General features: G+C 43.0%; 24 protein-coding genes. 6 read left to right on the forward strand and 18 right to left on the reverse strand.

Features of this window, described 5'->3' with window-relative positions; all coding sequences use genetic code 11:
- The first annotated feature begins 1 nt into the window (after position 1).
- The gene (locus tag ACNORC_RS05020; RefSeq protein WP_418334500.1) at positions 2–376 is read left to right on the forward strand and encodes a response regulator transcription factor; all 375 of its coding nucleotides are present in this window, start codon (positions 2–4) and stop codon (positions 374–376) included.
- 127 nt (positions 377–503) lie between these two features.
- The gene (locus ACNORC_RS05025) at positions 504–2,957 is read left to right on the forward strand and encodes a zinc-dependent metalloprotease (protein ID WP_418334501.1); all 2,454 of its coding nucleotides are present in this window, start codon (positions 504–506) and stop codon (positions 2,955–2,957) included.
- Between the two features lie 149 nt (positions 2,958–3,106).
- Here ACNORC_RS05025 and ACNORC_RS05030 read toward each other — a convergent pair whose 3' ends face one another.
- From ACNORC_RS05030 to ACNORC_RS05045, 4 genes are all read right to left on the reverse strand, one after another.
- Positions 3,107–3,829: an outer membrane beta-barrel protein gene (locus ACNORC_RS05030; RefSeq protein ID WP_418334502.1), complete on the reverse strand. Its 723-nt coding sequence runs from the start codon at positions 3,827–3,829 to the stop codon at positions 3,107–3,109.
- Between the two features lie 183 nt (positions 3,830–4,012).
- Positions 4,013–4,255 carry a hypothetical protein gene (locus ACNORC_RS05035; RefSeq protein WP_418334503.1) on the reverse strand — a complete coding sequence of 81 codons (243 nt, stop codon included), beginning with the start codon at positions 4,253–4,255 and terminating at the stop codon, positions 4,013–4,015.
- A 71-nt stretch (positions 4,256–4,326) separates the two neighbouring features.
- Positions 4,327–4,542 carry a hypothetical protein gene (locus ACNORC_RS05040; protein WP_418334504.1) on the reverse strand — a complete coding sequence of 72 codons (216 nt, stop codon included), beginning with the start codon at positions 4,540–4,542 and terminating at the stop codon, positions 4,327–4,329.
- A 93-nt stretch (positions 4,543–4,635) separates the two neighbouring features.
- Positions 4,636–5,811 (reverse strand): 3-deoxy-D-manno-octulosonic acid transferase, encoded by a 1,176-nt coding sequence (locus ACNORC_RS05045; RefSeq protein WP_418334505.1) that lies wholly within the window; start codon positions 5,809–5,811, stop codon positions 4,636–4,638.
- A gap of 160 nt (positions 5,812–5,971) precedes the next feature.
- Here ACNORC_RS05045 and ACNORC_RS05050 point away from each other — a divergent pair, with 160 nt between their 5' ends.
- Positions 5,972–7,105, forward strand: a complete 1,134-nt coding sequence (locus ACNORC_RS05050) for a DegT/DnrJ/EryC1/StrS family aminotransferase (RefSeq protein WP_418334506.1) — start codon at positions 5,972–5,974, stop codon at positions 7,103–7,105.
- A gap of 70 nt (positions 7,106–7,175) precedes the next feature.
- On the opposite strand, the gene fabD is transcribed toward ACNORC_RS05050, so the two are convergent.
- From fabD to ACNORC_RS05075, 5 genes are all read right to left on the reverse strand, one after another.
- On the reverse strand, positions 7,176–8,057 hold the full coding sequence (fabD, locus tag ACNORC_RS05055; protein ID WP_418334507.1) for an ACP S-malonyltransferase: 882 nt from the start codon (positions 8,055–8,057) through the stop codon (positions 7,176–7,178).
- Between the two features lie 90 nt (positions 8,058–8,147).
- Positions 8,148–8,648, reverse strand: coding sequence for a pyridoxamine 5'-phosphate oxidase family protein (locus ACNORC_RS05060; protein ID WP_418334508.1), 501 nt, complete (start codon positions 8,646–8,648; stop codon positions 8,148–8,150).
- Positions 8,649–8,740: 92 nt separating this feature from the next.
- Complete coding sequence (locus tag ACNORC_RS05065) at positions 8,741–9,595, reverse strand: fructosamine kinase family protein (protein ID WP_418334509.1); 855 nt, start codon at positions 9,593–9,595, stop codon at positions 8,741–8,743.
- Positions 9,585–10,076, reverse strand: coding sequence for a dihydrofolate reductase (locus tag ACNORC_RS05070; RefSeq protein WP_418334510.1), 492 nt, complete (start codon positions 10,074–10,076; stop codon positions 9,585–9,587). Before ACNORC_RS05070 ends, ACNORC_RS05065 begins: the two co-directional genes overlap by 11 nt.
- Before the next feature lie 2 nt (positions 10,077–10,078).
- Entirely contained in the window at positions 10,079–10,528 is a 450-nt protein-coding gene (locus tag ACNORC_RS05075) for a 2TM domain-containing protein (RefSeq protein WP_418334511.1), read from the reverse strand.
- A 54-nt stretch (positions 10,529–10,582) separates the two neighbouring features.
- Here ACNORC_RS05075 and ACNORC_RS05080 point away from each other — a divergent pair, with 54 nt between their 5' ends.
- Complete coding sequence (locus tag ACNORC_RS05080) at positions 10,583–11,656, forward strand: aminotransferase class V-fold PLP-dependent enzyme (protein ID WP_418334512.1); 1,074 nt, start codon at positions 10,583–10,585, stop codon at positions 11,654–11,656.
- Positions 11,657–11,700: 44 nt separating this feature from the next.
- Here ACNORC_RS05080 and asnA read toward each other — a convergent pair whose 3' ends face one another.
- The 9 genes from asnA to ACNORC_RS05125 all read right to left on the reverse strand — a co-directional run bounded on the left by asnA (position 11,701) and on the right by ACNORC_RS05125 (position 20,054).
- The gene (gene asnA, locus ACNORC_RS05085) at positions 11,701–12,732 is read right to left on the reverse strand and encodes an aspartate--ammonia ligase (protein ID WP_418334513.1); all 1,032 of its coding nucleotides are present in this window, start codon (positions 12,730–12,732) and stop codon (positions 11,701–11,703) included.
- 321 nt (positions 12,733–13,053) lie between these two features.
- Positions 13,054–13,335 (reverse strand): DUF427 domain-containing protein, encoded by a 282-nt coding sequence (locus tag ACNORC_RS05090; RefSeq protein WP_418334514.1) that lies wholly within the window; start codon positions 13,333–13,335, stop codon positions 13,054–13,056.
- A 2-nt stretch (positions 13,336–13,337) separates the two neighbouring features.
- Positions 13,338–14,306: an L-histidine N(alpha)-methyltransferase gene (gene egtD, locus ACNORC_RS05095; RefSeq protein ID WP_418334515.1), complete on the reverse strand. Its 969-nt coding sequence runs from the start codon at positions 14,304–14,306 to the stop codon at positions 13,338–13,340.
- A gap of 137 nt (positions 14,307–14,443) precedes the next feature.
- Positions 14,444–14,857, reverse strand: coding sequence for an energy transducer TonB (locus ACNORC_RS05100; protein ID WP_418334516.1), 414 nt, complete (start codon positions 14,855–14,857; stop codon positions 14,444–14,446).
- 20 nt (positions 14,858–14,877) lie between these two features.
- Positions 14,878–15,702 carry a thymidylate synthase gene (locus ACNORC_RS05105; protein ID WP_418334517.1) on the reverse strand — a complete coding sequence of 275 codons (825 nt, stop codon included), beginning with the start codon at positions 15,700–15,702 and terminating at the stop codon, positions 14,878–14,880.
- Positions 15,703–15,839: 137 nt separating this feature from the next.
- Positions 15,840–17,552 carry a nucleoside transporter C-terminal domain-containing protein gene (locus ACNORC_RS05110; RefSeq protein WP_418334518.1) on the reverse strand — a complete coding sequence of 571 codons (1,713 nt, stop codon included), beginning with the start codon at positions 17,550–17,552 and terminating at the stop codon, positions 15,840–15,842.
- Between the two features lie 12 nt (positions 17,553–17,564).
- On the reverse strand, positions 17,565–18,188 hold the full coding sequence (locus tag ACNORC_RS05115) for a bifunctional nuclease family protein (protein ID WP_418334519.1): 624 nt from the start codon (positions 18,186–18,188) through the stop codon (positions 17,565–17,567).
- An 85-nt stretch (positions 18,189–18,273) separates the two neighbouring features.
- Positions 18,274–19,242, reverse strand: coding sequence for an electron transfer flavoprotein subunit alpha/FixB family protein (locus ACNORC_RS05120; protein WP_418334520.1), 969 nt, complete (start codon positions 19,240–19,242; stop codon positions 18,274–18,276).
- A gap of 65 nt (positions 19,243–19,307) precedes the next feature.
- Positions 19,308–20,054: an electron transfer flavoprotein subunit beta/FixA family protein gene (locus ACNORC_RS05125; protein ID WP_418334521.1), complete on the reverse strand. Its 747-nt coding sequence runs from the start codon at positions 20,052–20,054 to the stop codon at positions 19,308–19,310.
- 72 nt (positions 20,055–20,126) lie between these two features.
- Here ACNORC_RS05125 and ACNORC_RS05130 point away from each other — a divergent pair, with 72 nt between their 5' ends.
- Positions 20,127–21,200 (forward strand): pyruvate dehydrogenase complex E1 component subunit beta, encoded by a 1,074-nt coding sequence (locus ACNORC_RS05130; RefSeq protein ID WP_418334522.1) that lies wholly within the window; start codon positions 20,127–20,129, stop codon positions 21,198–21,200.
- A gap of 205 nt (positions 21,201–21,405) precedes the next feature.
- A complete protein-coding gene (locus ACNORC_RS05135; protein ID WP_418334523.1) occupies positions 21,406–21,921 on the forward strand; it encodes an inorganic diphosphatase in 516 nt (171 codons plus the stop codon).
- Positions 21,922–21,997 lie beyond the last annotated feature (76 nt).

The following is a 21,997-nucleotide window of genomic DNA, read 5'->3' on the forward strand; positions in this document are numbered from 1 at the left end:
GATGGAACAAAAAGCAAAATTACTGGTCGTGGATGACGACTCCGGAATTGGGGAAATGCTCCGCACACTTTTAGAATTCTACGGTTACGAGGTTATAGTTACTGAAAAACCTGGAGAGACTGAAGCTTTGATCGAAAAACACGATATAGATCTGGTGATGCTGGACATGCTCATTTCAGGCGTGAACGGTACCGATGTTTGTGCACGGTTACGACAGCACGAAACTCATAGTGATATTCCGGTTTTAATGATGTCTGCCCTGCACGAAGCCGACAAAAAGTGCAAAAATGCCGGAGCCGATGATTTTATAGCAAAACCTTTTGAAATGGAGGAGCTTATCAACCGGATCGAAGGAATTCTAAAGGAGCGCCGATAACTGGCGTAGACTGGAGTTCTTCTGAAGATTCACTCATTTATTCAGTCTATTTAGTTACGTTTCTTAAGTACTTCTGAAGGAAAATTCCTAGGGGTTTTATTATCTTGGGGTTCCAAAAAACTTCAATATGATCAAAAAAATTCCAATTTACGGAATGCTACTGGCCGCTTGCTTCGGGTGCCAAACCCAGAAACAGGTTTCCGGAAGCAAATCTGAAACTGCCCAGGAGGCACCTCAAAAGAAAAAAGGAGATCTCAAATCGTATACTGAGGTCATAACCCCCGAAGCTAAATCTGACGAAGGCTTGTTTACTACACATATGGTGGGTGAAAAGTTGTATTTTGAAATACCTCTTGACCTGCTCGAAAAAGATATGTTGCTGGTAAGCCGTATTGCGGGAGTTCCCGCAGGATTCGGTGGTGGTTACATCAATGCCGGTTCAAAAATGAATGAACAGGTAGTGCGTTGGTACAAACGGGGCGACCACATAGATATGAAGGTGATCAGTTTTGAGAACCAGAGCGAAGAAGATTCTCCAATTTACCAATCGGTCGTAGCAAATAACTTCTTTCCCATCCTTTTCAGCAGTAAGGTAGTTGCCTATACTGATGATAAGAAGGCTGCAGTTATAGAGGCAAGTGATCTTTTTGAAGAGGAGATAGCAGCCATAAATGGAGTTAACCCCCGCCTGAAAAAAGAATACAAGATCAAAAAGCTCGATAAAAGCCGTTCTTACATTGAGTCAGCACATGCCTACCCCAAAAATATTGAGGTTAAACATGTGATGACCTACGAGGCTGAAGAACCACCGGAGAGAGATCAGGCAGGGACTATCACCATGTTGATGAATCAATCCATGATCCTTCTTCCGGAGGAGAAAATGCAGCCGCGGCTGGCGGATGACAGAGTGGGTTGGTTTAGTGTGAAGAAATTAGATTACAGTTCCGATGAACTCAAGTCAGATGAATATGAGATCATTCGCAGGTGGAAGCTCGTTCCTAAAGATATTGAAGCTTACAAGCGCGGGGAACTGGTGGAACCGGTGAAGCCGATAGTTTATTATCTCGATCCCGCTACCCCTAAAAAGTGGAGACCTTATTTTAAACAGGGAATTGAAGACTGGAACAAGGCTTTTGAAAAAGCAGGTTTCAAAAATGCCATTGTTGCGAAAGATCCTCCTACTAAAGAAGAAGACCCTGAATTTTCCCCGGAGGATGTGCGCTATTCTGTAGTACGCTATGTTGCCAGTACTACCAGGAACGCGATGGGACCTTCGGTTATTGATCCGCGTACCGGAGAGATCATTGAAAGTGACATTATCTGGTACCATAATCACCTGCGTTCTTACCGAAACCGCTTTATGATCGAAGCAGGCGCTCAGAATCCTGCAGCCCGAACACTAATGACTCCGGAATCGGAAATTGGAGAAATGATGCGAATGGTAATTGCGCATGAGGTGGGGCATGCACTTGGGCTTCCTCACAATATGAAGGCCAGTTCAGCCTATCCTACGGACTCTCTAAGGTCACCTGAATTTACCCAGAAATATGGTTTGACCCCTTCTATAATGGACTATGCGCGGGTAAACTATGTTGCACAACCCGGAGATGAGGGTGTACGGTACATTAGGATGATGGGACCTTATGACTTATACGCAATTAACTGGGGTTACCGATATCTTCCTGAAGCTGAAAGTCCCCGGGACGAAAAGAAAACCCTTGACAGCTGGATCCTGGCTAAAGCCGGAGATCCTATCTATGAATTCGGAAGTGGTTATGGGGGCTATGATCCGCAGTCGCAAAGAGAAAGCCTGGGTAGAGATCAGGTGAAAGCGAGTGAATATGGACTTGCCAATCTCAAGAAGGTGGTTCCCAACCTGATTGAGTGGACCTCTACAGATGGAGACGGTTATGATGACCTGGAGGAGGTTTACCGTGAACTCACCTATATGTGGCGCGGTTATGTAAATCATGTCATAACCAATGTCGGCGGAGTCTATGAGACCCGTAAGACGGCAGATCAGGATGGGGTAGTGTATACCGCCGTACCCGAAGAAAAGCAGAAGAAGGCAGTGAAATTTTTGAATGAACATGCCTTTTCAACTCCGGATTGGCTATTAGATCAGGAGATCCTTGACAGAATTGAATTTGCCGGGGCTATTGAAAGAGTTCAGAAGTTGCAAGACCAGGCGGTGACCCGTTTATTGGAGGAAGATAGGTTGAATAGAATGATCGAGAATCAGCAGGTAAACGGTGAGAAAGCTTATACAGTGCTGGAAATGTTAGATGATGTGAGAAAAGGCATTTTTGAAGAATTGTATCAATCCAAAAAAGTGGATGCCTACCGCCGAAATCTGCAGCGTTCTTACGTGGATGCGGCAGCCTCTTATGTGCAGGCCCTGGAGGAAAAAAAGAACGGAAATATCACTAAATCTGATCTAGTGGCGTTAATGCGCGGAGAGCTGGAACAACTTAAAAGAGATATTTCAAGAAGGAAGAATAGGGTGAGTGATCAGTTAACGCAGTACCACTGGAATGATCTTCTGGCGAGAATAGAAGCTGCTACAGATCTGGAATCATAGAATGTTTTGCCTTTGATTTTTAAAAAGCTCCGCCCACACGGAGCTTTTTTTGTGGGCAATATTGTATAAGGGAAAAGATGGAGGAGAAAGTTAAGGAAATAAAAAAAGCCATTCCTGTGAATGGCTTTAAAAACTTTTATCTAATTATCTTAATAACAGGCTTTTCTACGGCGACCTTCATTCAATCCCGGTCCACCAATTTTGAAGATAACGCTGAGAATAACCTGATTGATCCTGGAATCTTCAAAATAAGCACGGTTCACTCCATATTCTCCGTTAGCCAAATCAAGGTTCTGGGTTTCTGGGGTCGATAAGGAGTGCTCATATCTGAGGTCAAGCCCAAATCTTCCAAATTCGGCTTTTACTCCCCCCTGCAAATTAATCGGTGTATTCTGAGCCACAACTTCGTCTAATACTTCTTCACCTTCAAGGGTAGAACTGAGTATATTCGAATAAACAGGCCCTGCATAAATATCCACAGGTCCCCAAACATTATAACCGATCATAAAAGGTATATCAAACTTTTGCACTTCATAAAGCGATGCCTTCTTAGGAGTATGATATTGGGTGGGGTACTTTGGGAAATCAAATTTTAAGGCTATCGAGGTATAAACCACTTCCGGGCGCAGGAAAAACTTTCCGAAATTAACCTGAAGAAAAGCTCCTCCATGGAATCCAATTTGGCTGCTTCCTTCTGCCGTACCGTTCCAATGATTAGGTTCTCCATTGCTGTTTACCCCGGAACGTTCTCCTCTAATTTCTCCTCCCATGGTGTAATTGACACCTCCTTTGAGTCCGTAACTAAATTGCTGTGCAGAGGTCGTGGAGATAAGGCCGAAGATGAGTCCCAGCCCGAGAAGATATTTTTTCATAAGATTTGGTTGTGTTTTATCTAACTACAAATAAAATGGAATTTTGCTGTTAACTCCAACTATTTTATGAACTTATAACGTTCTAACTTCGAAAAAATTGACTTAAGGAAAGTTTTATTTCCCAAACCCATTAAAAAAAGCCGTCAGAAAGACAGCTTTTTGAACTTCAGGAATCAAAGCTTACTACTTCTCTTCCAGATCTTCTCGATGCATATCATCATCTGTTCCATGATATTCTTCGTCTAATTCCCGGCCAACTTTCTCTACTCCCTCTTCAATTTCTTCGGCAGCTTTTTCTGTACCGGCTTCAATATCTTCTCCAATAGCCTCTACAGCTTCTTCTGTTTTTTCCTGAGTAGTTTCCCTACAGGAATAGGTGAGTAAACTAAGACCAGCAATTACTACACTCATCATTAATTTTTTCATAAGTCAAAAGTTTAGGATTAAAAAAAGCCATAAGTGAGACTTATGGCTTTAGAATTTTAGAAAAGAAGAGATTACTGCATGTCGTCTTCGTGGATCTCTTCATCTATTTCCTGCTCAGCCTCTTCTCCGGCTTCTTCCATTTCTTGCTCCATTTCTTCTCCGGCTGCTTCTACGTCTTCACCAACAGCTTCTACAGCTTCTTCGGTTTTTTCTTCGGTAGTTTCTCTACAAGAGTAGATTGATAATGTAAATACGGCTACAAGTAAGCTTAAAAATAATTTTTTCATGGTAGTATGTTTAATTAGTTAAGACAAATGTAAGCTATTTTTTAAAAATCCAAAGAAGTCTTTGAGTTAACTAAAAAAAATGTAGGTTCTATCTTACTCTTTTTCTGCGGAATGAGCAGCTAAATAATCCATCACGGTGGAAGTGGCTCCTGTGTTCTCTTCAATGAAATTGCGGGATACAGTTCCCCGGGTTTCCCTGAAGCTTCTATTGTCAATGAGTTTTTGAAGGATCTGTTCCAGCTCTTCGGAAGTAGAAATTGAAAAAAGACCTCCCAGCTCCAGAAGTTTGGCAGCTTCCGGGAATCTTTCAAAATTCTGTCCTATCACCACCGGAAGTCCGAAAGTTGCCGGCTCCAGTACATTATGTAGACCGGTATCTCCTGCCGCACCTCCCACATAGGCAATTTCTGCATAGCTGTAGATCTTGCTTAGCAGGCCAATGGTATCAATTACAAATACCTGGTAGGAAGCCAGGTTCTTTCCTTCTTTTTCAGAGTAGAAGACGGTTCGGGTCTTCAGCGCAGACCTTAGAGCAGCTAGTTTGCTGGGATTTAAAGTATGCGGGGCAATAATGAACTTTACAGTATTTGGGGAATTATTGATGAAATTCACCAGGAGCTCCTCATCTTCGGGCCAGGTGCTTCCGGCTACCACACAGGTCTTTCCGTTCTTAAAATCTGAAATAAATTCCAGTTCATTATCCTGTTCCAGCTGTCGCTTCACCCGATCAAAACGGGTATCGCCGCTAAGGCTGACATTATGAAAGCCAATGGAATGCATCAATTCCCCCGAACTTGCGTTTTGAACAAAAAAATGTTCAAAAGCCGAGAGATAAGATCGCATCCATTTTCCATACTTTTTGAAGAAGAGTTGATCTTTTCTAAAAGCTCCGGAGACCAGTAGAGTCCGGATCTTCCTCTTTTTTAGTTCGCTTAAAAAATTCGGCCAGAATTCATATTTTATAAAGATCGCCCAGTCAGGATGTGCCAGTTCAATGAATTTTTGTGCATTGCCAGGAGTGTCCAGAGGCAAATAGACTACGGCATCTGCCAGAGGTGAATTCTTTCGGATCTCATATCCCGAAGGAGAAAAAAAGCTGATAATGATCTTATGTTCCGGAAAAAGTTTCTTTACTTCTTCAATTACCGGTACAGCCTGTTCATATTCCCCCAGCGAAGCAGCATGAAACCAGAAAGTTCGGTCCTCAGCCTGAATTTTTTCGCTTAGGATGGAAAAGGTGTCTTTTCTACCCTCGGTGAAAAGCTTCATCTTTTCACTGAAGTTTTTGCTGAAAGGGAGCAGTTTTTCCGCAGAATTTACCAGAATATTGTAAAGAAAATGCAAGGCTGTTTGTTTGACCGCTAAAATAAGAAATTAGCATTGGAGGAAGTGGCTTTCTTTGTATTTTCGTAAGGTTCAAATACAAACCATGAAAAAGATACAAATGGTTGACCTGAAAGGTCAATATGAAACTATCAAAGATAAAGTTGATTCTTCAATTCTTGAGGTGCTGGATTCAACAGCCTTTATTAACGGACCACAGGTCCATTCTTTTCAAAAAGAACTGGAAGATTATCTTCAGGTAAAAAATGTTATTCCATGTGCCAATGGTACAGATGCCCTTCAAATCGCCATGATGGGACTCGGCCTAAAACCGGGTGATGAGGTGATCACTGCCGACTTTACTTTCGCGGCTACCGTGGAGGTGATCGCACTGCTACAACTTACTCCGGTGTTGGTGGACGTAGAACCCGACACTTTTAATATAGATCCTGAGGCGGTGCGAAAGGCCATTACCCCAAGAACAAAAGCCATAGTGCCGGTACACCTTTTTGGGCAGAGTGCCAATATGGATGCTATAATGGAAATAGCTGATGAATTCGGACTCTTTGTGATAGAAGATAATGCTCAGGCTATTGGAGCCAACTACCACTTCAACGATGGGCGCACCAAGAAAGCAGGTGCCATAGGTCATGTTGCTTCCACCTCTTTCTTCCCATCCAAGAACCTTGGTTGTTATGGAGACGGCGGAGCAATTTTCACCAATGACGATGAACTGGCACATACTATTCGAGGGATTGTAAATCATGGGATGTACGAACGCTACCACCACGATGTGGTTGGAGTGAATTCACGTCTGGACAGTGTGCAGGCGGCGGTGCTAAGGGCAAAACTTCCGAACCTCGATATGTATAATAAAGCCAGGCAGAAGGCCGCGGCTAAATATTCCGAAGCCTTTAAAGGGCAGGAAAATATTGTTGTTCCGTTTACTGCAGACGCTGATGATACCCATGTGTATCACCAATACACCTTGAAGATCACCAATGGAAAGCGTGATGCTTTGGTGCAGCACTTGAATGAAAACGGAATTCCATGCGGTATTTACTATCCCATTCCGCTACACAGCCAGAAAGCCTATAAAGATTCCAGGTATCGCGAGCAGGATTTTGAAGTGACCAATAAACTGGTAAAGGAAGTGATCTCGCTACCTATGCATACCGAACTGGATGATGAGCAAATCGATTTTATCACCAGTACCGTGATCGAATTCGTGAACAAGTAATAATTAGTGACCATAATAAGAAAAGCCGAAGACAAGTTCTTCGGCTTTTTACTTTTTGAGAAATTTTCTCTTAGAATTCGGCGGAACTTACTTCTGCGTTTCGGTCTATTTTCTTTACAAGTCCCTGCAATACTTTTCCGGGACCTACTTCTATAAATTCTGTAGCACCATCTTTGATCATATTTTGAACACTCTGGGTCCATTTTACCGGGGCAGTCAATTGGAAGATAAGGTTCTTCTTGATCTCTGAAGGATCGGTCACTGCGAAGGTGGTCACATTCTGGTACACCGGACAAATAGGTTTTTTGAAGTTGGTGTTCTCAATGGCCGCTGCCAGCTCTTCCCTTGCCGGTTCCATTAATGGAGAGTGGAAAGCACCACCCACCGGAAGGATCATCGCCCTGCGAGCTCCTCTTTCTTTAAGTTCTTCACATGCTTTTTCCACCGCCAATTGTTCTCCGGAAATTACGAGTTGGCCCGGGCAGTTGTAATTAGCGGCCACTACAATTCCTTTGGTGTCGGCACAAATGGCCTCTACCATATGATCTTCAAGGCCCAGAACTGCGGCCATGGTAGATTCTTCAAGCTCACAGGCATGCTGCATTGCGATAGCCCTTTTTGATACCAGCGTCAAAGCGTCCTCAAATTCAAGGGTCTTATTGGCTACCAGCGCAGAAAATTCCCCAAGGGAATGCCCGGCTACCATATCCGGTTTGAAAGAACCTCCCAAAACCTTGCTCAGGATCACTGAATGCAAAAAGATTGCAGGTTGCGTGACCTTAGTCATCTTCAGGTCATCAGCGGTTCCTGTGAACATGACATCAGTAATGGAAAATCCAAGGATGTCATTGGCTTTTTCAAACAGTTCTCTGGCCAGAGGGGACTTCTCGTAAAGATCCTGACCCATTCCTGAAAACTGTGCTCCCTGTCCGGGAAAAATATATGCCTTCATTTTATTGTGGTTTAGGCTGCAAAATTAACAAAATAAAAAAACCTTACAGCCATAAGGCTACAAGGTCTATATCATCACTTTTTAGGTATATCAAACATTCAGTTCTCCTTTTTCACCTATGTCCTGTTTGTTACCTGTCACAGCACCTAACCCCAGCTTTAATAAGGTTACATACTTATTGGATTTGTTGTCCCAATAATAAGCTTCAGAAGGGATAATTTTAATCGCAGTGATATCAGGATCTTTTTCGCTTTCAAAATAGCTGTCATCGACTTTGCTGTAAAGGTCATTGATCACCCCGCGGTCTAAGCTGATATCGGCCTTGCCGTAGATACTCAGGAATTCCATATCATCAGGATTGCTGTACAGTAACTGAATATCGCTGTTGTTTTCCAGGTGTTGATTATGTTCACTTTTTCTGGAGCTAAGGAACCAGATGTTCCCCTGATCGTCCACCTTTTTAGTGTACATGGGAACGGCATGAATAGGTTTCTTGTCAAAACCGGTGATCATCATTGCAACTTTGGTGTCATCGATGGTCTTTCTCAATTTTTTGTCTGATTCTTCTCTATTTAGGTTTTCAGTGCTCATTTTATATTTTTTGGTTATTTACCTAAATATAAATGAATTATGATGCACTATTTTTAAATAACTGCTAAAAGATAAGCGGGGCCTGTTAAGGTTTATGAAAATTGACGGACTATCTTCTGAACTCCCGGAAGATAACTACTCCCAAAAATATTGAGATGTACCAATTGGTAATATAACTGCCATAACGGAGTCCTTTCTTCGTGACCTTCGGCTAACGGAAAAATTTCATGATACTGTGAGAAAACTGCTTCCGGAAATCCTCCAAACAGTCTCATCATCGCAAGATCCATTTCGCGGTGGCCATAGCAAACGGCAGGATCTATCAGGCAGGGCTCGCCCTTCTCATTACTCAGGTAGTTCCCATTCCAAAGATCGCCGTGGAGCAGGGAAGGAGGCTCTTCGGGAATAAGGGCCTCAATATTTTTATAGAAAACCTCCAGGTTGTGAAAATCAAAGCCGTTCTCAGAGGCCATTTTGAACTGCGGCTCCAGGCGTTGGGAAATATAGAATTCCGAAGCCAATGTTTTCCACCTGTTGTACTGCGGAAGACTGCCGATATAATTGGAATGGGCAAAACCAAATCGGTCATTCGTATTCCGATGAAGTTGCGCCAGGCCTTCAGCAAATAAGGTCCAAAAATTGCTTTTTTGAGACCCCTGTTCCTTGTACTCCAAAAGCAGAAAAGCATGTTTTCCATGTTCTCCCGCCTTTAAAGGTTTAGGCACGTCGAGGCTATGGCTCTCCAAAAGTGCTAACAAACCTTCTTTTTCGGCCGTGAACATCTCCGGAAATTTGCCGGCTTCGTTTAGCTTAAGTACTATTTTCCCCCGGGAAGTTTCTAGAAGGTATACCCGGTTTATACTTCCGCCGGAAAGAGGAGAGATCCTGAACACCTCATAGTTTTCCTCTTTTAGAAGATCCTGTATGACCTCCTTCTCATTTGACACGTTCGTAGGTCAAATAGGTAAAGGAATAGGCGTGCTTTTGGTCCTGGGGGTGATATTCAGACTCCAGCAATTTCCAGTTCTTCTCATTGAATTCCGGGAAATAGGCATCAGCTTCAAAGGTGCCGTGAACCCGCGTGAGTTCGATCTTATCAGCGCTTGGTAAGGCCATTTTATAGATCTCTCCGCCACCAATAATGAACGGTTGGGGATCGTCACCAGCAAGTTCCAGTGCTTCCTTCAGCGAATGTGCCACTACGGCTCCATCCTTTTTATAATCTTTTTGCCGGGTGATCACGATATGGGTACGGTTAGGCAGTGGCTTCGGAAAAGTCTCAAAGGTCTTGCGGCCCATAATTATGTGGTGCCCGGTTGTAAGCTGTTTAAAGCGTTTAAAATCATCAGGTAAATGCCACACCAGGTCCTGATCTTTTCCCAGTTCATTGTTCTCGCCGGCCGCTGCAATCATGGTGACTTTTGCCATTCCTAAGAATTTAGAGGTGAATCTGGATCAATCGGTTTTTCCTTTTTTGGTGGAATGTATGGTTCTCCTTTTTTAGGGAGCGGATGTTCTTTTTCTACTTTTCGCTGTAGCTCCTCGATGCGTTCACGTTGTTTTGCCACGAGCCTTTCCACCTGTTCATTCTCCCAGTCTTTGCCAAGGAATTTATTGGTGACAAAAACATTAAAAGCGTGGATTAACAGAATAACAGCCCAAAAAATGATGGCCCAAACAAACCAGTCAATGTTGAAAGGCTTTATATCCTGGCCAATATCAAAAATGACATTTAACAGGATCAATACCACTGCACCAATCAGGAAAACTATAAAGTGCTGGTAGAGCCTTCTTTTGTCCCGGGCTCTTTCCTGCGCCCTTTCGATAAGACGTTTTTGTTCGGGGTCAATTTTCGAGGAAGTATTCTTTTTATTTGACATACAAATCAAGTATTTTAGAGATCTACTCAAATTTATAGATTTTCCTGCGGAATAATGAAGAATTTCACAAAACACTTTCCGGTTCTTTCACAGTACACCTATTTGAATACGGCTGCTTCGGGGCTGCTTTCAGAGAAAGTACTGGACTACAGGCAGAACCACGACCTGGATTTCCTTATCGGCGGAAGCCTTTTAAAAGATAAACAGGGAAAGATCCTTACAGGAGTCCGGGAGGCAGTTGGAAGATTTTTTCACTGTGCTCCCCACCGTGTAGCTCTTACCCCGAATTTCTCGTATGGCTTCAATACTTTGATGGAAGGGGTTCAAAAAGGTAAAAAAGTATTGTTGTTAAAGAATGATTATCCTTCAGTGAACTGGGCTGTGGAGTCCAGAGAATTTGAAGTGTGTTACGCGGAGATCAATGAGGATCTGGAATCAAATATTTCCGAAGTAGTGGAGAAGGAGCGTCCCGATATTTTTGCATTCAGCCTGGTACAATGGCTCAAGGGAATAAAAATAGATCAGGAATTCCTGAAGGAACTAAAAGAAAAGTATCCAGAAATGTTGCTTTTTGGAGACGGAACCCAATATTGTGGAACCGAAAAATTCGATTTTGAAGCTTCGGGTCTTGATGTGTTGGGGGCAAGCTGTTATAAGTGGATGAATGCGGGCTATGGGAATGCTTTTTTCCTGTTCAAAGAACATATGGAAGATAAGATCCTTCCCAGGTCCCTCGGATTTAATTCGTTGCAGGGAAAGTATAAGCCGCACGAAGGAAGCCTGATAGGTAAGTTCGAACCGGGACATCAGGATACCCTGAATTTCGGAAGCCTTAAGGTGGCAATAGAAGAAATTGAAAATATTGGATTGCAAAATATTGAAAACCGTATTAACGATCTGGCTCAGGAAGCGAAAGCTCTTCTTGGAAATGCAGGTTTGTTGGAAGATATGGTTGTGCAACGGAATGTCCATTCTTCGATCTTCAATATCAGAGGGAATGAAGTTACCTTTCAGAAGTTGAGGAGTAACGGGATCATTTGTTCTCAAAGAGGTGACGGGATTCGGGTAAGTTTTCATTATTTCAACTCTTCCGAGGATCTTTATAAACTGCTGAAAGTTTTAAAATAGAAGGGTATCCAAAAATGCCTTTTTTGGACACCCTTCTTTGGTTGTTATAAAAGACAAATTCCTTTTTCGGCACAATCGGCCCGAATGGCATCGGGCCAGATGCTAGCCTGCACCTCTCCAATATGCTGTTTCTGCAGAAGGAACATACACAGCCGGGATTGACCGATCCCTCCGCCAATGGTCTGCGGCAGTTCGCCATCAAGTAATTGACGGTGATAAAAAAGTTCACTGCGGTCCCCGGCAGCTCTTATTTTCAACTGTTTCCTCAATGTTTCAGGATCTACCCGTATTCCCATGGAAGATATTTCGAAGGCCTGTTCCAGAACAGGGTTCCAGACAATAATATCCCCGTTCAGGCCTTTGGTTTCGGCTGAAGTAGGAGTGCTCCAGTCATCATAATCCGGGGCACGCCCGTCGTGGAACTCCCCGTGAGCCAATTCGCCTCCAATGCCTATGAGAAAGATGGCACCAAATTCTTTAGCTGCCATGTCCTCTCTTTCTTTAGGACTAAGATGCGGATAACGGGCAAGCAATTCTTCGGAATGTATAAAGGTGATCTTTTCGGGTAGTACGGCTTTGAGATCTGGGTACTCCAGGCTTAACCTGCTTTCGGTCCTTTTTAGGGCCGTGTAGATCGCTTTTACTTTTTCCTTCAGAAACTCCAGACTGCGATCTTCTTTTGAAATTACCTTTTCCCAATCCCATTGGTCAACAAAAATGGAGTGAAGGCGTCCCAACTCTTCGTCCGGTCTCAGGGCTTTCATATCTGTAAAGATTCCCTGGCCTTCCGGTAAATCGTATTCTTTTAGCCGTAGTCTTTTCCATTTTGCCAGCGACTGAACAACTTCGGCCGGCCGCTCCTGCATTGATTTTATGGGAAAGGAAACGGGACGTTCAACGCCGTTGAGGTCATCGTTGATGCCGGTGCCTTTCAGCACGATCGCAGGAGCTGAGATCTTTGTAAGCGCAAGCTCTTTAGTAAGCTGTTTTTCAAAACACATTTTTGTAAAGTGAACGGCCTCTTCTGTCTGAAGTTTAGCAGAAAGGGTTTTAATTGTAGTGGGTAATGTGATCATAATATTAAGTTTAGATGATTTAAAAATTGAAATAAAAAAGCCTGCCCCGGGAAGAGGCAGGCTATAAAGCACTGGATCCTTCTCCCCCGGGGCGGACTCTTATTATTCTGATTATTTGTAGTAGTTCTTTTCATAGTGGGTAAAAAAAAAGCCTTTCCGGTTGAGGAAAGGCTTGTGATATTGTGGCAGGTGTTTTTTACACAATAATAGCTTTCCGCAGCCTGAGTTTATTCAGGTTGTTATTGAAAGAATTATTATTGTTGTTGTAAAAGCTCAACTGTTGGTGTTTTGATTTTTGTAAACCTACGATTTTTTCCTTTACTAATCTTCGATTTCTATCTCTTTTGTAAAAGCTACATGATTTTTTATTTCTGAAGCTGCCTCTTTTGGGTGTGGATAGAACCACGCGGCATCTTCTTTTTTCTGATCCTCCACCTGAATGTGAAAATAGGACGCCCTGCCTTCCTGGGGAGATTCAGAGTGGGTGTCACTAAGTTGAAAATACCGTGAATTCAGGGAGTCAGGTGGGAAGTAATGAGTGTTATCAATGACTTTGGTATTATTACTTTCGGCAAGTACGGCATCTTTCCAGATCGCTTTCATAATTATAATTTTTTGAAAATGTAATTTTTGAAACAGTTTTCGGTGTCGCTAAAACTTTCAGAAACTGAGAGTCCTGCTTCCCGGGCAAGCCAGGAAATGGAGGTGTCATCATATTTCTGTGATATCTCGGTATGTATGCTCTCCCAGGCGGCAAAATGCACTTCGAGATTCAGGGAATTGATCTGTACCGTCTGCTCTTTTTTGCTTACCAGGTAGCTTTTTGCCATTCCGGTTTCGGGATCATAGAACGGCCAGTGAATAAAAGCATCAGGATCAAAATTTGCACCCAGCTCCCTATTGATACGTCTCAACAGGTTGCGGTTAAATTCAGCCGTTACACCTTGAGTGTCGTTATAAGCTGCCAGGATTGTTTCCGGATTTTTCTTTTGGTCTACTCCCATAAAGAACAGGTCGTCCTGTGCCATGGAGGAGCTTATCTTTTTCAGAAAATTCAGGGCTTCTTCCTGCGGAAGGTTGCCAATATTGGAACCTAAAAAGAGGATCACCTTTTTACGGGTCTGGTATTCTGCAAGTTGCTCCAGGACCTTTTTGTACATGCCTTGTCGCGGAGTCACCTTAAGTTCGGGAATTTCCTTCTGAAGATCACTAGCCAGCTGTTGCAATACGTTATGACTTATATCAACCGGAACAAACGTGAAATCCAGTTTCTTTTCTGTGAAATGCTTCAGTAGAATTTTGGTCTTTTTGCCATCCCCGGCACCAAGCTCTATGAGGTCAAAACCTGAAGGCGAAGCGAAGGCTTCAGCAAGAGCCGATTTATTTTCCTGCAGAATGTCAAACTCCTTTCCCGTGAGATAATATTCGGGAAGGTGCATGATCTCCTGAAAGATCTCATCACCTTTCTTATCGTAAAAATATTTTGAGCTAAGACTTTTTGGATGGGAAGTAAGCCCTTCAAAAACATCGGCTGCGAACTGGGTGGTGAATTCTGAAGGTTTGATAGTATTCATAGATAAAGCAGGTCAAAAATTAAGATCTCCAGTTAACCCCGGCAGCCGGATCACAAAAAAAGAGGGAAACCACATGGTCTCCCTCAAATTTAGGATTTTATCTCTCAGAATACGTTAAGTAAAACTTAATCTGCTGTTTAGAAGGTAAACGGCACCTTGTATTTTACTGCTGTAGGTTTTCCGGCTAACATTCCCGGTTCCATAGGAGGAATGGCTAAAATGATGCGTTTAGCCTCCGCATTTAATTCCTTTTTTGGGCCTTCAACAGAAAGCACCTCTACTTTTCCTTCTTCATTGATATTAAAAGAAACCACTGCTTTTCCGCGGATGTAATTTCCGCTGGCATCCTTAGGAAATTTGTAGTTCGCCTTCATGTGCTCCACCAGTTTCTTGTTGAAACAGTTCTTTTTTTCCGCAGCAGTGCCTTCACAACCCGGCCAAACAGGTGCGGTCTGCTTAGTGGTAAGGGTATTGCCCTTCACTTTTACGCCTTCCTGGGCGGTACAAATTCCTCCTGCCAGTAATAAAAATACGATCAATAACTTCTTCATAAATCAACGGGTTTTTAGAATTATACTGCCACCTGACCTTTTATGGCCGGATGCGGATTGTAATTTTCAAGAGTAAAATCTTCGAATTCAAATGCAAATATGTCTTTTACTTCAGGGTTGAGCTTCATGGTTGGCAATTCCCTGAAATCCCTGGATAGTTGCAGGTTTACCTGTTCCAGGTGATTATTATAGATATGTACATCTCCAAAAGTGTGAATAAAATCACCTGTTTCGTAACCACATACCTGTGCCATCATCATGGTAAACAGGGCATAGGAGGCAATGTTGAAAGGCACTCCCAAAAATACGTCTGCACTGCGCTGGTAAAGCTGACAGGAAAGTTTTCCATCAGCTACATAGAATTGAAAGAAGGCGTGACAGGGTGGAAGAGCAGCCTTACCATGGGCCACATTTTCAGCAAAAGATTTGGAAGTGTCCGGCAGAACGGACGGGTTCCAGGCTGAAACCAGCATTCGCCTGCTATCGGGATTCTTTTTAAGCGTCTCTACGATCTCTTTGATCTGGTCAATCTCCTCACTGTTCCAGTTTCTCCACTGGTGCCCATAAACTGGCCCCAGGTCACCTTTCTCATCAGCCCACTCGTTCCAGATCCGTACCCCGTGATCCTGCAGGTATTTCACATTAGTATCACCTTTCAGGAACCACAGCAGTTCATAGATGATCGACTTCAAATGCAATTTCTTGGTCGTCACCATAGGAAAGCCTTCGCTAAGGTCAAACCGCATCTGGTAACCAAAAACGCTTTTGGTCCCTGTTCCGGTGCGGTCTCCTTTTTCAGTTCCGTTTTCCAGAATGTGTTTTAAGAGGTCGTGGTATTGTTTCATGCTGCTGTCTTTCTGAAAAGTATTTAAAATCAATAATTTGCCTTCGGAAGCTTTTCCGAAGAAAAACAAAATTCCGGGTGATCTTCAGCTAAATTAGAAAATACCCGGAATTAAAAAAGTTAAATCGGAAACTGATTTTACCCAAGGATCATTCCTGCGATGGTCGCAGAAAGAAGCGAGGCGATGGTTCCTCCAATAAGGGCTTTCATTCCGAATTCTGATAATGTCTTACGTTGTCCCGGTGCCAGCGAACCTATTCCTCCAATCTGAATCCCGATGGATGCAAAGTTGGCGAAACCGCAAAGCATATAGGTAGCCATAATAACCGATTTTTCATAGGTGAGGCTCAAGGCACTCACCGGATTCTTAAGCTCTGCCAGCTGAATATAGCCTACAAATTCACTGGCGGCCAGTTTAATTCCGAGGAGTTGACCCATCAGCATCATATCTTCTGTGGCCACCCCAATCAACCACATTAAAGGAGCGAATATCATTCCAAGAATAGATTCCAAGGATAATCGGGCATAAGGCGTGTAATCGGCCATTATTGCATTCAGCGCTGTCCATTCTCCTACTTTACCCAACCCGTAATTGATCATTGCAATAAATGCGATAAAAACAAGGAGCATGGCAGCAACATTGGCAGCCAATTTCAAACCTTCGGTAGTACCGTTGGCAATAGCGTCAAGTATGTTGGAACCAATCTTTTCTGAAGAAACTTCCACATTGGTGTCGATCTTCTCCCGCTGCGGATATAATATTTTGGAAACCACAATTGCACCCGGCGCCGCCATTACAGAAGCTGCGAGCAGGTGTTTTGCGAAGACAAGTCTCAGACCTTCATCGTCTCCGCCGAGGAAACCGATGTAAGCTGCCAATACGCCTCCTGCGACCGTAGCCATACCACCTATCATTACCAGCAGGATCTCAGAACGCGTCATTCTTTCCAGATAGGCCTTGATCATTAATGGTGCTTCTGTTTGCCCTAAAAAGATGTTTCCGGCTACACTTAAACTTTCAGGACCCGAAATGCCGAGTAGTTTAGTAAGCACCCAGGCCATTCCTTTTACGACCACCTGTATCACTCCGAGGTAAAAAAGAACCGAAGTAAGGGCCGAAAAGAAGATGATGGTAGGCAGCACCTGGAACAGAAATATAAAGCCATAGCTGTCCACACTCATAAGTCCGCCGAGAAGGAATTCACTTCCTGCGGCCGTGAAATCTAATATCAGTACAAAAATTTTGCCCACGGCCTCGAACATGTTCTGCACAAAAGTGATCTTTAACACACCAATGGCTAAAATAAGTTGAGCTGAGAGTCCTGCTCCAACTGTTTTCCAGTTGATCCCGCGGCGGTCACTGCTAAAGAGAAAGGCAATAATAATTAAAGAGGTCATTCCAAGAACTCCTCGCCAGATACTTTCAAAGCTGATCCCTGCATTGGGGATCATTTCCTTTTTAGTGTTCACCGGTAAAATTTCAGCTGCAGATTGTTGCCTTTCTTCAAGGGTATAGACTCTGTTGTTTCCGGAAAGGGTGAGGGTGGAATCGGTAAAGTTTGAAACTTGAAATTGCTGTATGCTGTCTATAGGTTCGTTGTAAAGGAGAGACAACCGGTCGTTTTCAAGTGTATAGGTTCCTGTTGCTTCATTAACAGCTTCCCCGGTTAGATTGAATTCAAATTTTCCGTCTTCGAATTTTAGATAATCGGTAGCAGGGTCAATGTCAAAAAGTACATTTTCAGAGCTGTCTTTAACAGCTTCAACATTCCAGGTTTTTGTGAGGGTTTGGGCAAAAGAAGGTAAGATTCCGAAGAGGATCAGAATCAGGCAACACCAAAATTTATTCATAAAAGTGGGGGGTTATTTTCGTTTGGAGATCTCATCTCTTATACGGGCCGCTTTTTCATAGTCTTCACTTTTCACGGCCTGATCTAACATGCTGTTAAGTTCGTTAAGGGAAAGTTTTTTATAGTCGGGATCGTTGGATTTCTTTTCCACTTCACTGGAAAAAAGCTCGTCAACAATAATATCTTCTTTCTGTTGCTCTTGTTCCTCTTCTTGCTGGGCGTCGCCTTTCAGGTAGATTCCCGCTTTGTCGAGTATATTCTTGTAGGTAAAAATGGGTGCTTGGAACCGCAGTGCCAAAGCAATGGCGTCACTGGTTCGGGCATCTATGATCTCTTCGATCTTGTCGCGTTCGCAAATGAGGCTTGAATAGAAAACGCCGTCCACCAGTTTGTGAATGATTACCTGTTTGACCACGATCTCAAAGCGATCGGCAAAATTCTTAAAAAGGTCGTGGGTAAGCGGGCGGGGAGGTTTTATTTCCTTTTCCAGTGCAATGGCAATGGATTGGGCTTCAAAAGCACCTATGACAATGGGTAGTTTACGTTCCCCTTCAACCTCGCTTAAGATGAGAGCATAAGCTCCGTTTTGCGTTTGGCTGTAGGAAATTCCTTTAATGTTAAGGCGCACTAAACTCATACTGCAAAAATACAAAAAAAGCTGCCTAAACAGGGCGGTAAACCTAATTTAGACAGCCCTTTACTTGGCTCGCAAGTTATAAAAATTATGCGTTATTGGCCTTAAATTCTTTTAATTTTTCGGTGAGCTTAGGCACGATCTCAAAGGCGTCTCCCACTACTCCGTAGTCGGCTGCCTTGAAAAATGGTGCTTCGGGATCATTGTTGATCACCACCTTGGTTTTAGAGGCGCTAACCCCCGCCAGGTGCTGAATTGCTCCGGAAATACCCACGGCAATATACAGGTTGGCAGCAACCGGTTTTCCGGTCTGTCCCACGTGCTCGCTATGAGGCCTCCATCCCATGTCACTTACTGGTTTTGAACAGGCTGTAGCTGCTCCAAGTGTGTCTGCAAGTTCTTCGATCATTCCCCAGTTCTCAGGACCTTTCAAGCCGCGTCCACCTGAAACTACGATCTCTGCATCGGCAATGGTGACTTTATTGGCCGCCTTATCTACGGAAACTACATTTACTGAAAAATCTTCGTCGCTTAGAGAAGGTGAGAATTCCTCTTCAGAAATATTTGTCTGACTTTCTTTTAGACCAAATGCGTTTTTAGACAGACCAATGATCTTAACATCTGTAGACATTTTAGTGAAATTAAAAGCTTTGTTTGTGAAAGCAGTCCTTTTTACCTCCATCGGCTCAGTAGACTCCGGAAGGGCAACCACGTTGGAAGCGTATCCGGCTTTCAGGTGAACTGCAAGAAGTGGTGCGAGGTATTTAGCATTGGCGCTTTGGCTTACTACTATCACTTTGGCTCCTTCTTTTTCAGCAGCCTGTTTAAGGGCATCGGCGTAAGCTTCTGCATTGAATTTTTGCAGTTTATCACTGTTGATCTTCAACACTTTGCTTACCCCATATTTTCCTAATTCTGAAGTGTCTCCTGCGTTAAAGGCAACGGCGGTAACACTGGTATTCATCATATCTGCCACTCCTTTTGCATAGGAAGCAACTTCAAGAGCGGTCTTTTTGAATTTTCCTTCTTCTGATTCTGTATATACTAAAACTGACATATGTTTCTTTTTAAATTCTAATTAATAAATCCCAAAATCCAATCTTAAATTTTGAATCCTGAATTCTAAATAACCTTAGCCTCGTTGTGAAGCAGGTTGATCAACTCATCAAGGTTGTCAGGGTCAATCAATTTAATATCTCCTTTAGGTTGTGGCTTCTCAAATTTGACAGCCTCAGTATCAGTCTTGGTCTCTACCGGCTCTACCACGTTAAGAGGTTTCTTTCTTGCCTGCATGATCCCACGCATGTTTGGAATACGAAGATCGCTCTCCTCAACAATTCCTTTTTGACCACCTACTACCAATGGTAATTTAGCTTTCAAAGTTTCTTTTCCTCCGTCGATCTCACGAATAGCAGTAGCTTCATCTCCTTCTACTTCAAGACCTATACAGGTATTCACAAAATTGGCATCAATAAGTGCGGCCAGCATTCCGGGAACCATTCCCCCGTTGTAATCAATAGACTCACGGCCGGCAATAATAAGGTCATAACCTCCGTCTTTTGCCACTTTTGCCAGTTGCTTGGCAACGTAGATCCCGTCGGTGGCAGGTGTATTCACTCTGATAGCGCTGTCAGCACCTATGGCTAAAGCCTTTCTAAGGGTGGGTTCTGTCTCGGGACCTCCCACATTTACCACGTCTACGGTGGCACCTTGTTTTTCTTTGAACCACATGGCACGGGTGAGACCAAATTCGTCGTTTGGATTGATCACGAACTGTACGCCGTTAGTATCAAATTTGGTGTTATTTTCTGAAAAATTGATCTTTGAGGTAGTGTCAGGAACGTGACTAATACACACTAATATTTTCATATATCTCGAATTTTTTGATAAAACTTAATAATGGTCACGAAGATACATAATTTATGAGGAAATTTGCTATGCATGCATAAGAAATTTTTGTTCTTTTGCACGCATAATCCTTTTTTGAATTACTATTTTTGTGGTTCGAAAAATTTTAAAGAAAAATTAATAATGAAGACTATCCAATTCAGGGAAGCAATTGCTGAAGCCATGAGCGAGGAAATGCGCAGGGATGAATCCATTTACCTAATGGGAGAAGAGGTTGCTGAATACAATGGAGCCTATAAGGCATCAAAAGGAATGTTGGATGAATTTGGGCCAGACCGGGTAATTGATACTCCTATTTCTGAGCTCGGATTTTCAGGAATTGGCGTGGGTAGTGCCATGAATGGAAACCGTCCTATTATAGAGTTCATGACCTTCAACTTTTCGTTAGTAGGGATTGACCAGATCATTAACAATGCGGCCAAAATGCGCCAGATGAGCGGTGGCCAGTTCAATATTCCAATCGTTTTTCGCGGTCCTACTGCTTCTGCAGGCCAATTGGGTGCTACGCACTCACAGGCTTTCGAAAGCTGGTATGCGAACACTCCGGGGCTAAAGGTGATCGTGCCTTCTAATCCATACGATGCTAAAGGGCTTTTAAAAGCTGCTATCCGCGATGACGATCCTGTGATCTTCATGGAAAGTGAGCAAATGTATGGGGACAAGGGTGAAGTGCCTGAAGAGGAATATGTATTGCCAATTGGTGTGGCCGATGTGAAACGTGAAGGTTCAGATGTTACTATCGTTTCCTTCGGAAAGATCATCAAGCAGGCTTACAAAGCTGCCGAAGAACTTGAAAAGGAAGGCATTTCCTGTGAGATCATCGATTTGAGGACCATCCGTCCGATGGATCACGATACCATTCTAAAGTCGGTTAAGAAGACCAACCGCCTGGTGATCCTGGAAGAAGCCTGGCCTTTCGGAAATATCGCAACTGAGATCACTTACCAGGTACAGAACAAGGCTTTTGACTTCCTGGATGCTCCTATTGAAAAGATAAATACTGCCGATACTCCCGCACCTTATTCTCCGGTTCTGCTGGAAGAATGGCTGCCAAATCACAACGATGTGATCAAAGCTGTCAAAAAGGTGATGTACAAGGAGTATTAACAGGTGCCAAAAATGACATTTTAGAGCCTCCTTTTTGGAGGCTTTTTTAATGCGGTAATGTGAAGAAAATCTTAAGGAATCAAAATACTTCTTTAAAAAATAAGGACCCTCTGTTCTCCCTTAAAAAAAAGCAGTCTTTTAATAGATGAAAATCAGTATATTTGCCGCCCTTTAAGAGAAAACAGACTATAAAATATAATCAAAGATGACAAAGACTTTCGATGTTCTTATTGAAATTCCGAAAGGAAGCAGGAATAAATATGAGTATGACTTTAAACTGAAGAAGATCCGCTATGACAGGATGATCTTTTCTTCCATGATGTATCCTGCCGATTACGGTTTTATACCCGAAACACTTGCTCTTGATGGTGACCCGCTTGACGTACTGGTATTGGTTACCGAGCCAACCTTTCCCGGGTGTGTGATGGAGGTGAAGCCAATCGGGGTTTTCCATATGGCCGACGAAAAAGGTCCTGATGAAAAAGTGATCTGTGTACCTGTATCAGATCCTATCTGGAATAAGCACAACGATCTTGACGACGTAAATCCTCACCTTATTAAGGAGATCGAACACTTCTTCCAGGTTTATAAAGATCTTGAACAAAAGAAAGTAGATGTTGAAGGTTGGGGTAACCTCAAGGAAGCCAACACTATTATTGAAGAGTGCATCAAAAGATACAGGAACGGAAATTCAGATAAAGGCAATTTTAACATAGGCTAGATTAGAAATTACGCAAATTCTGATAATCATCATAAAAGCAATAACCCCGCAGTTATTGCTTTTTTCTTTTATAACG

The sequence above is a fragment of the Salinimicrobium soli genome, assembly GCF_048323655.1.
In the GTDB taxonomy this organism is placed as follows: Bacteria; Bacteroidota; Bacteroidia; order Flavobacteriales; family Flavobacteriaceae; genus Salinimicrobium; species Salinimicrobium soli.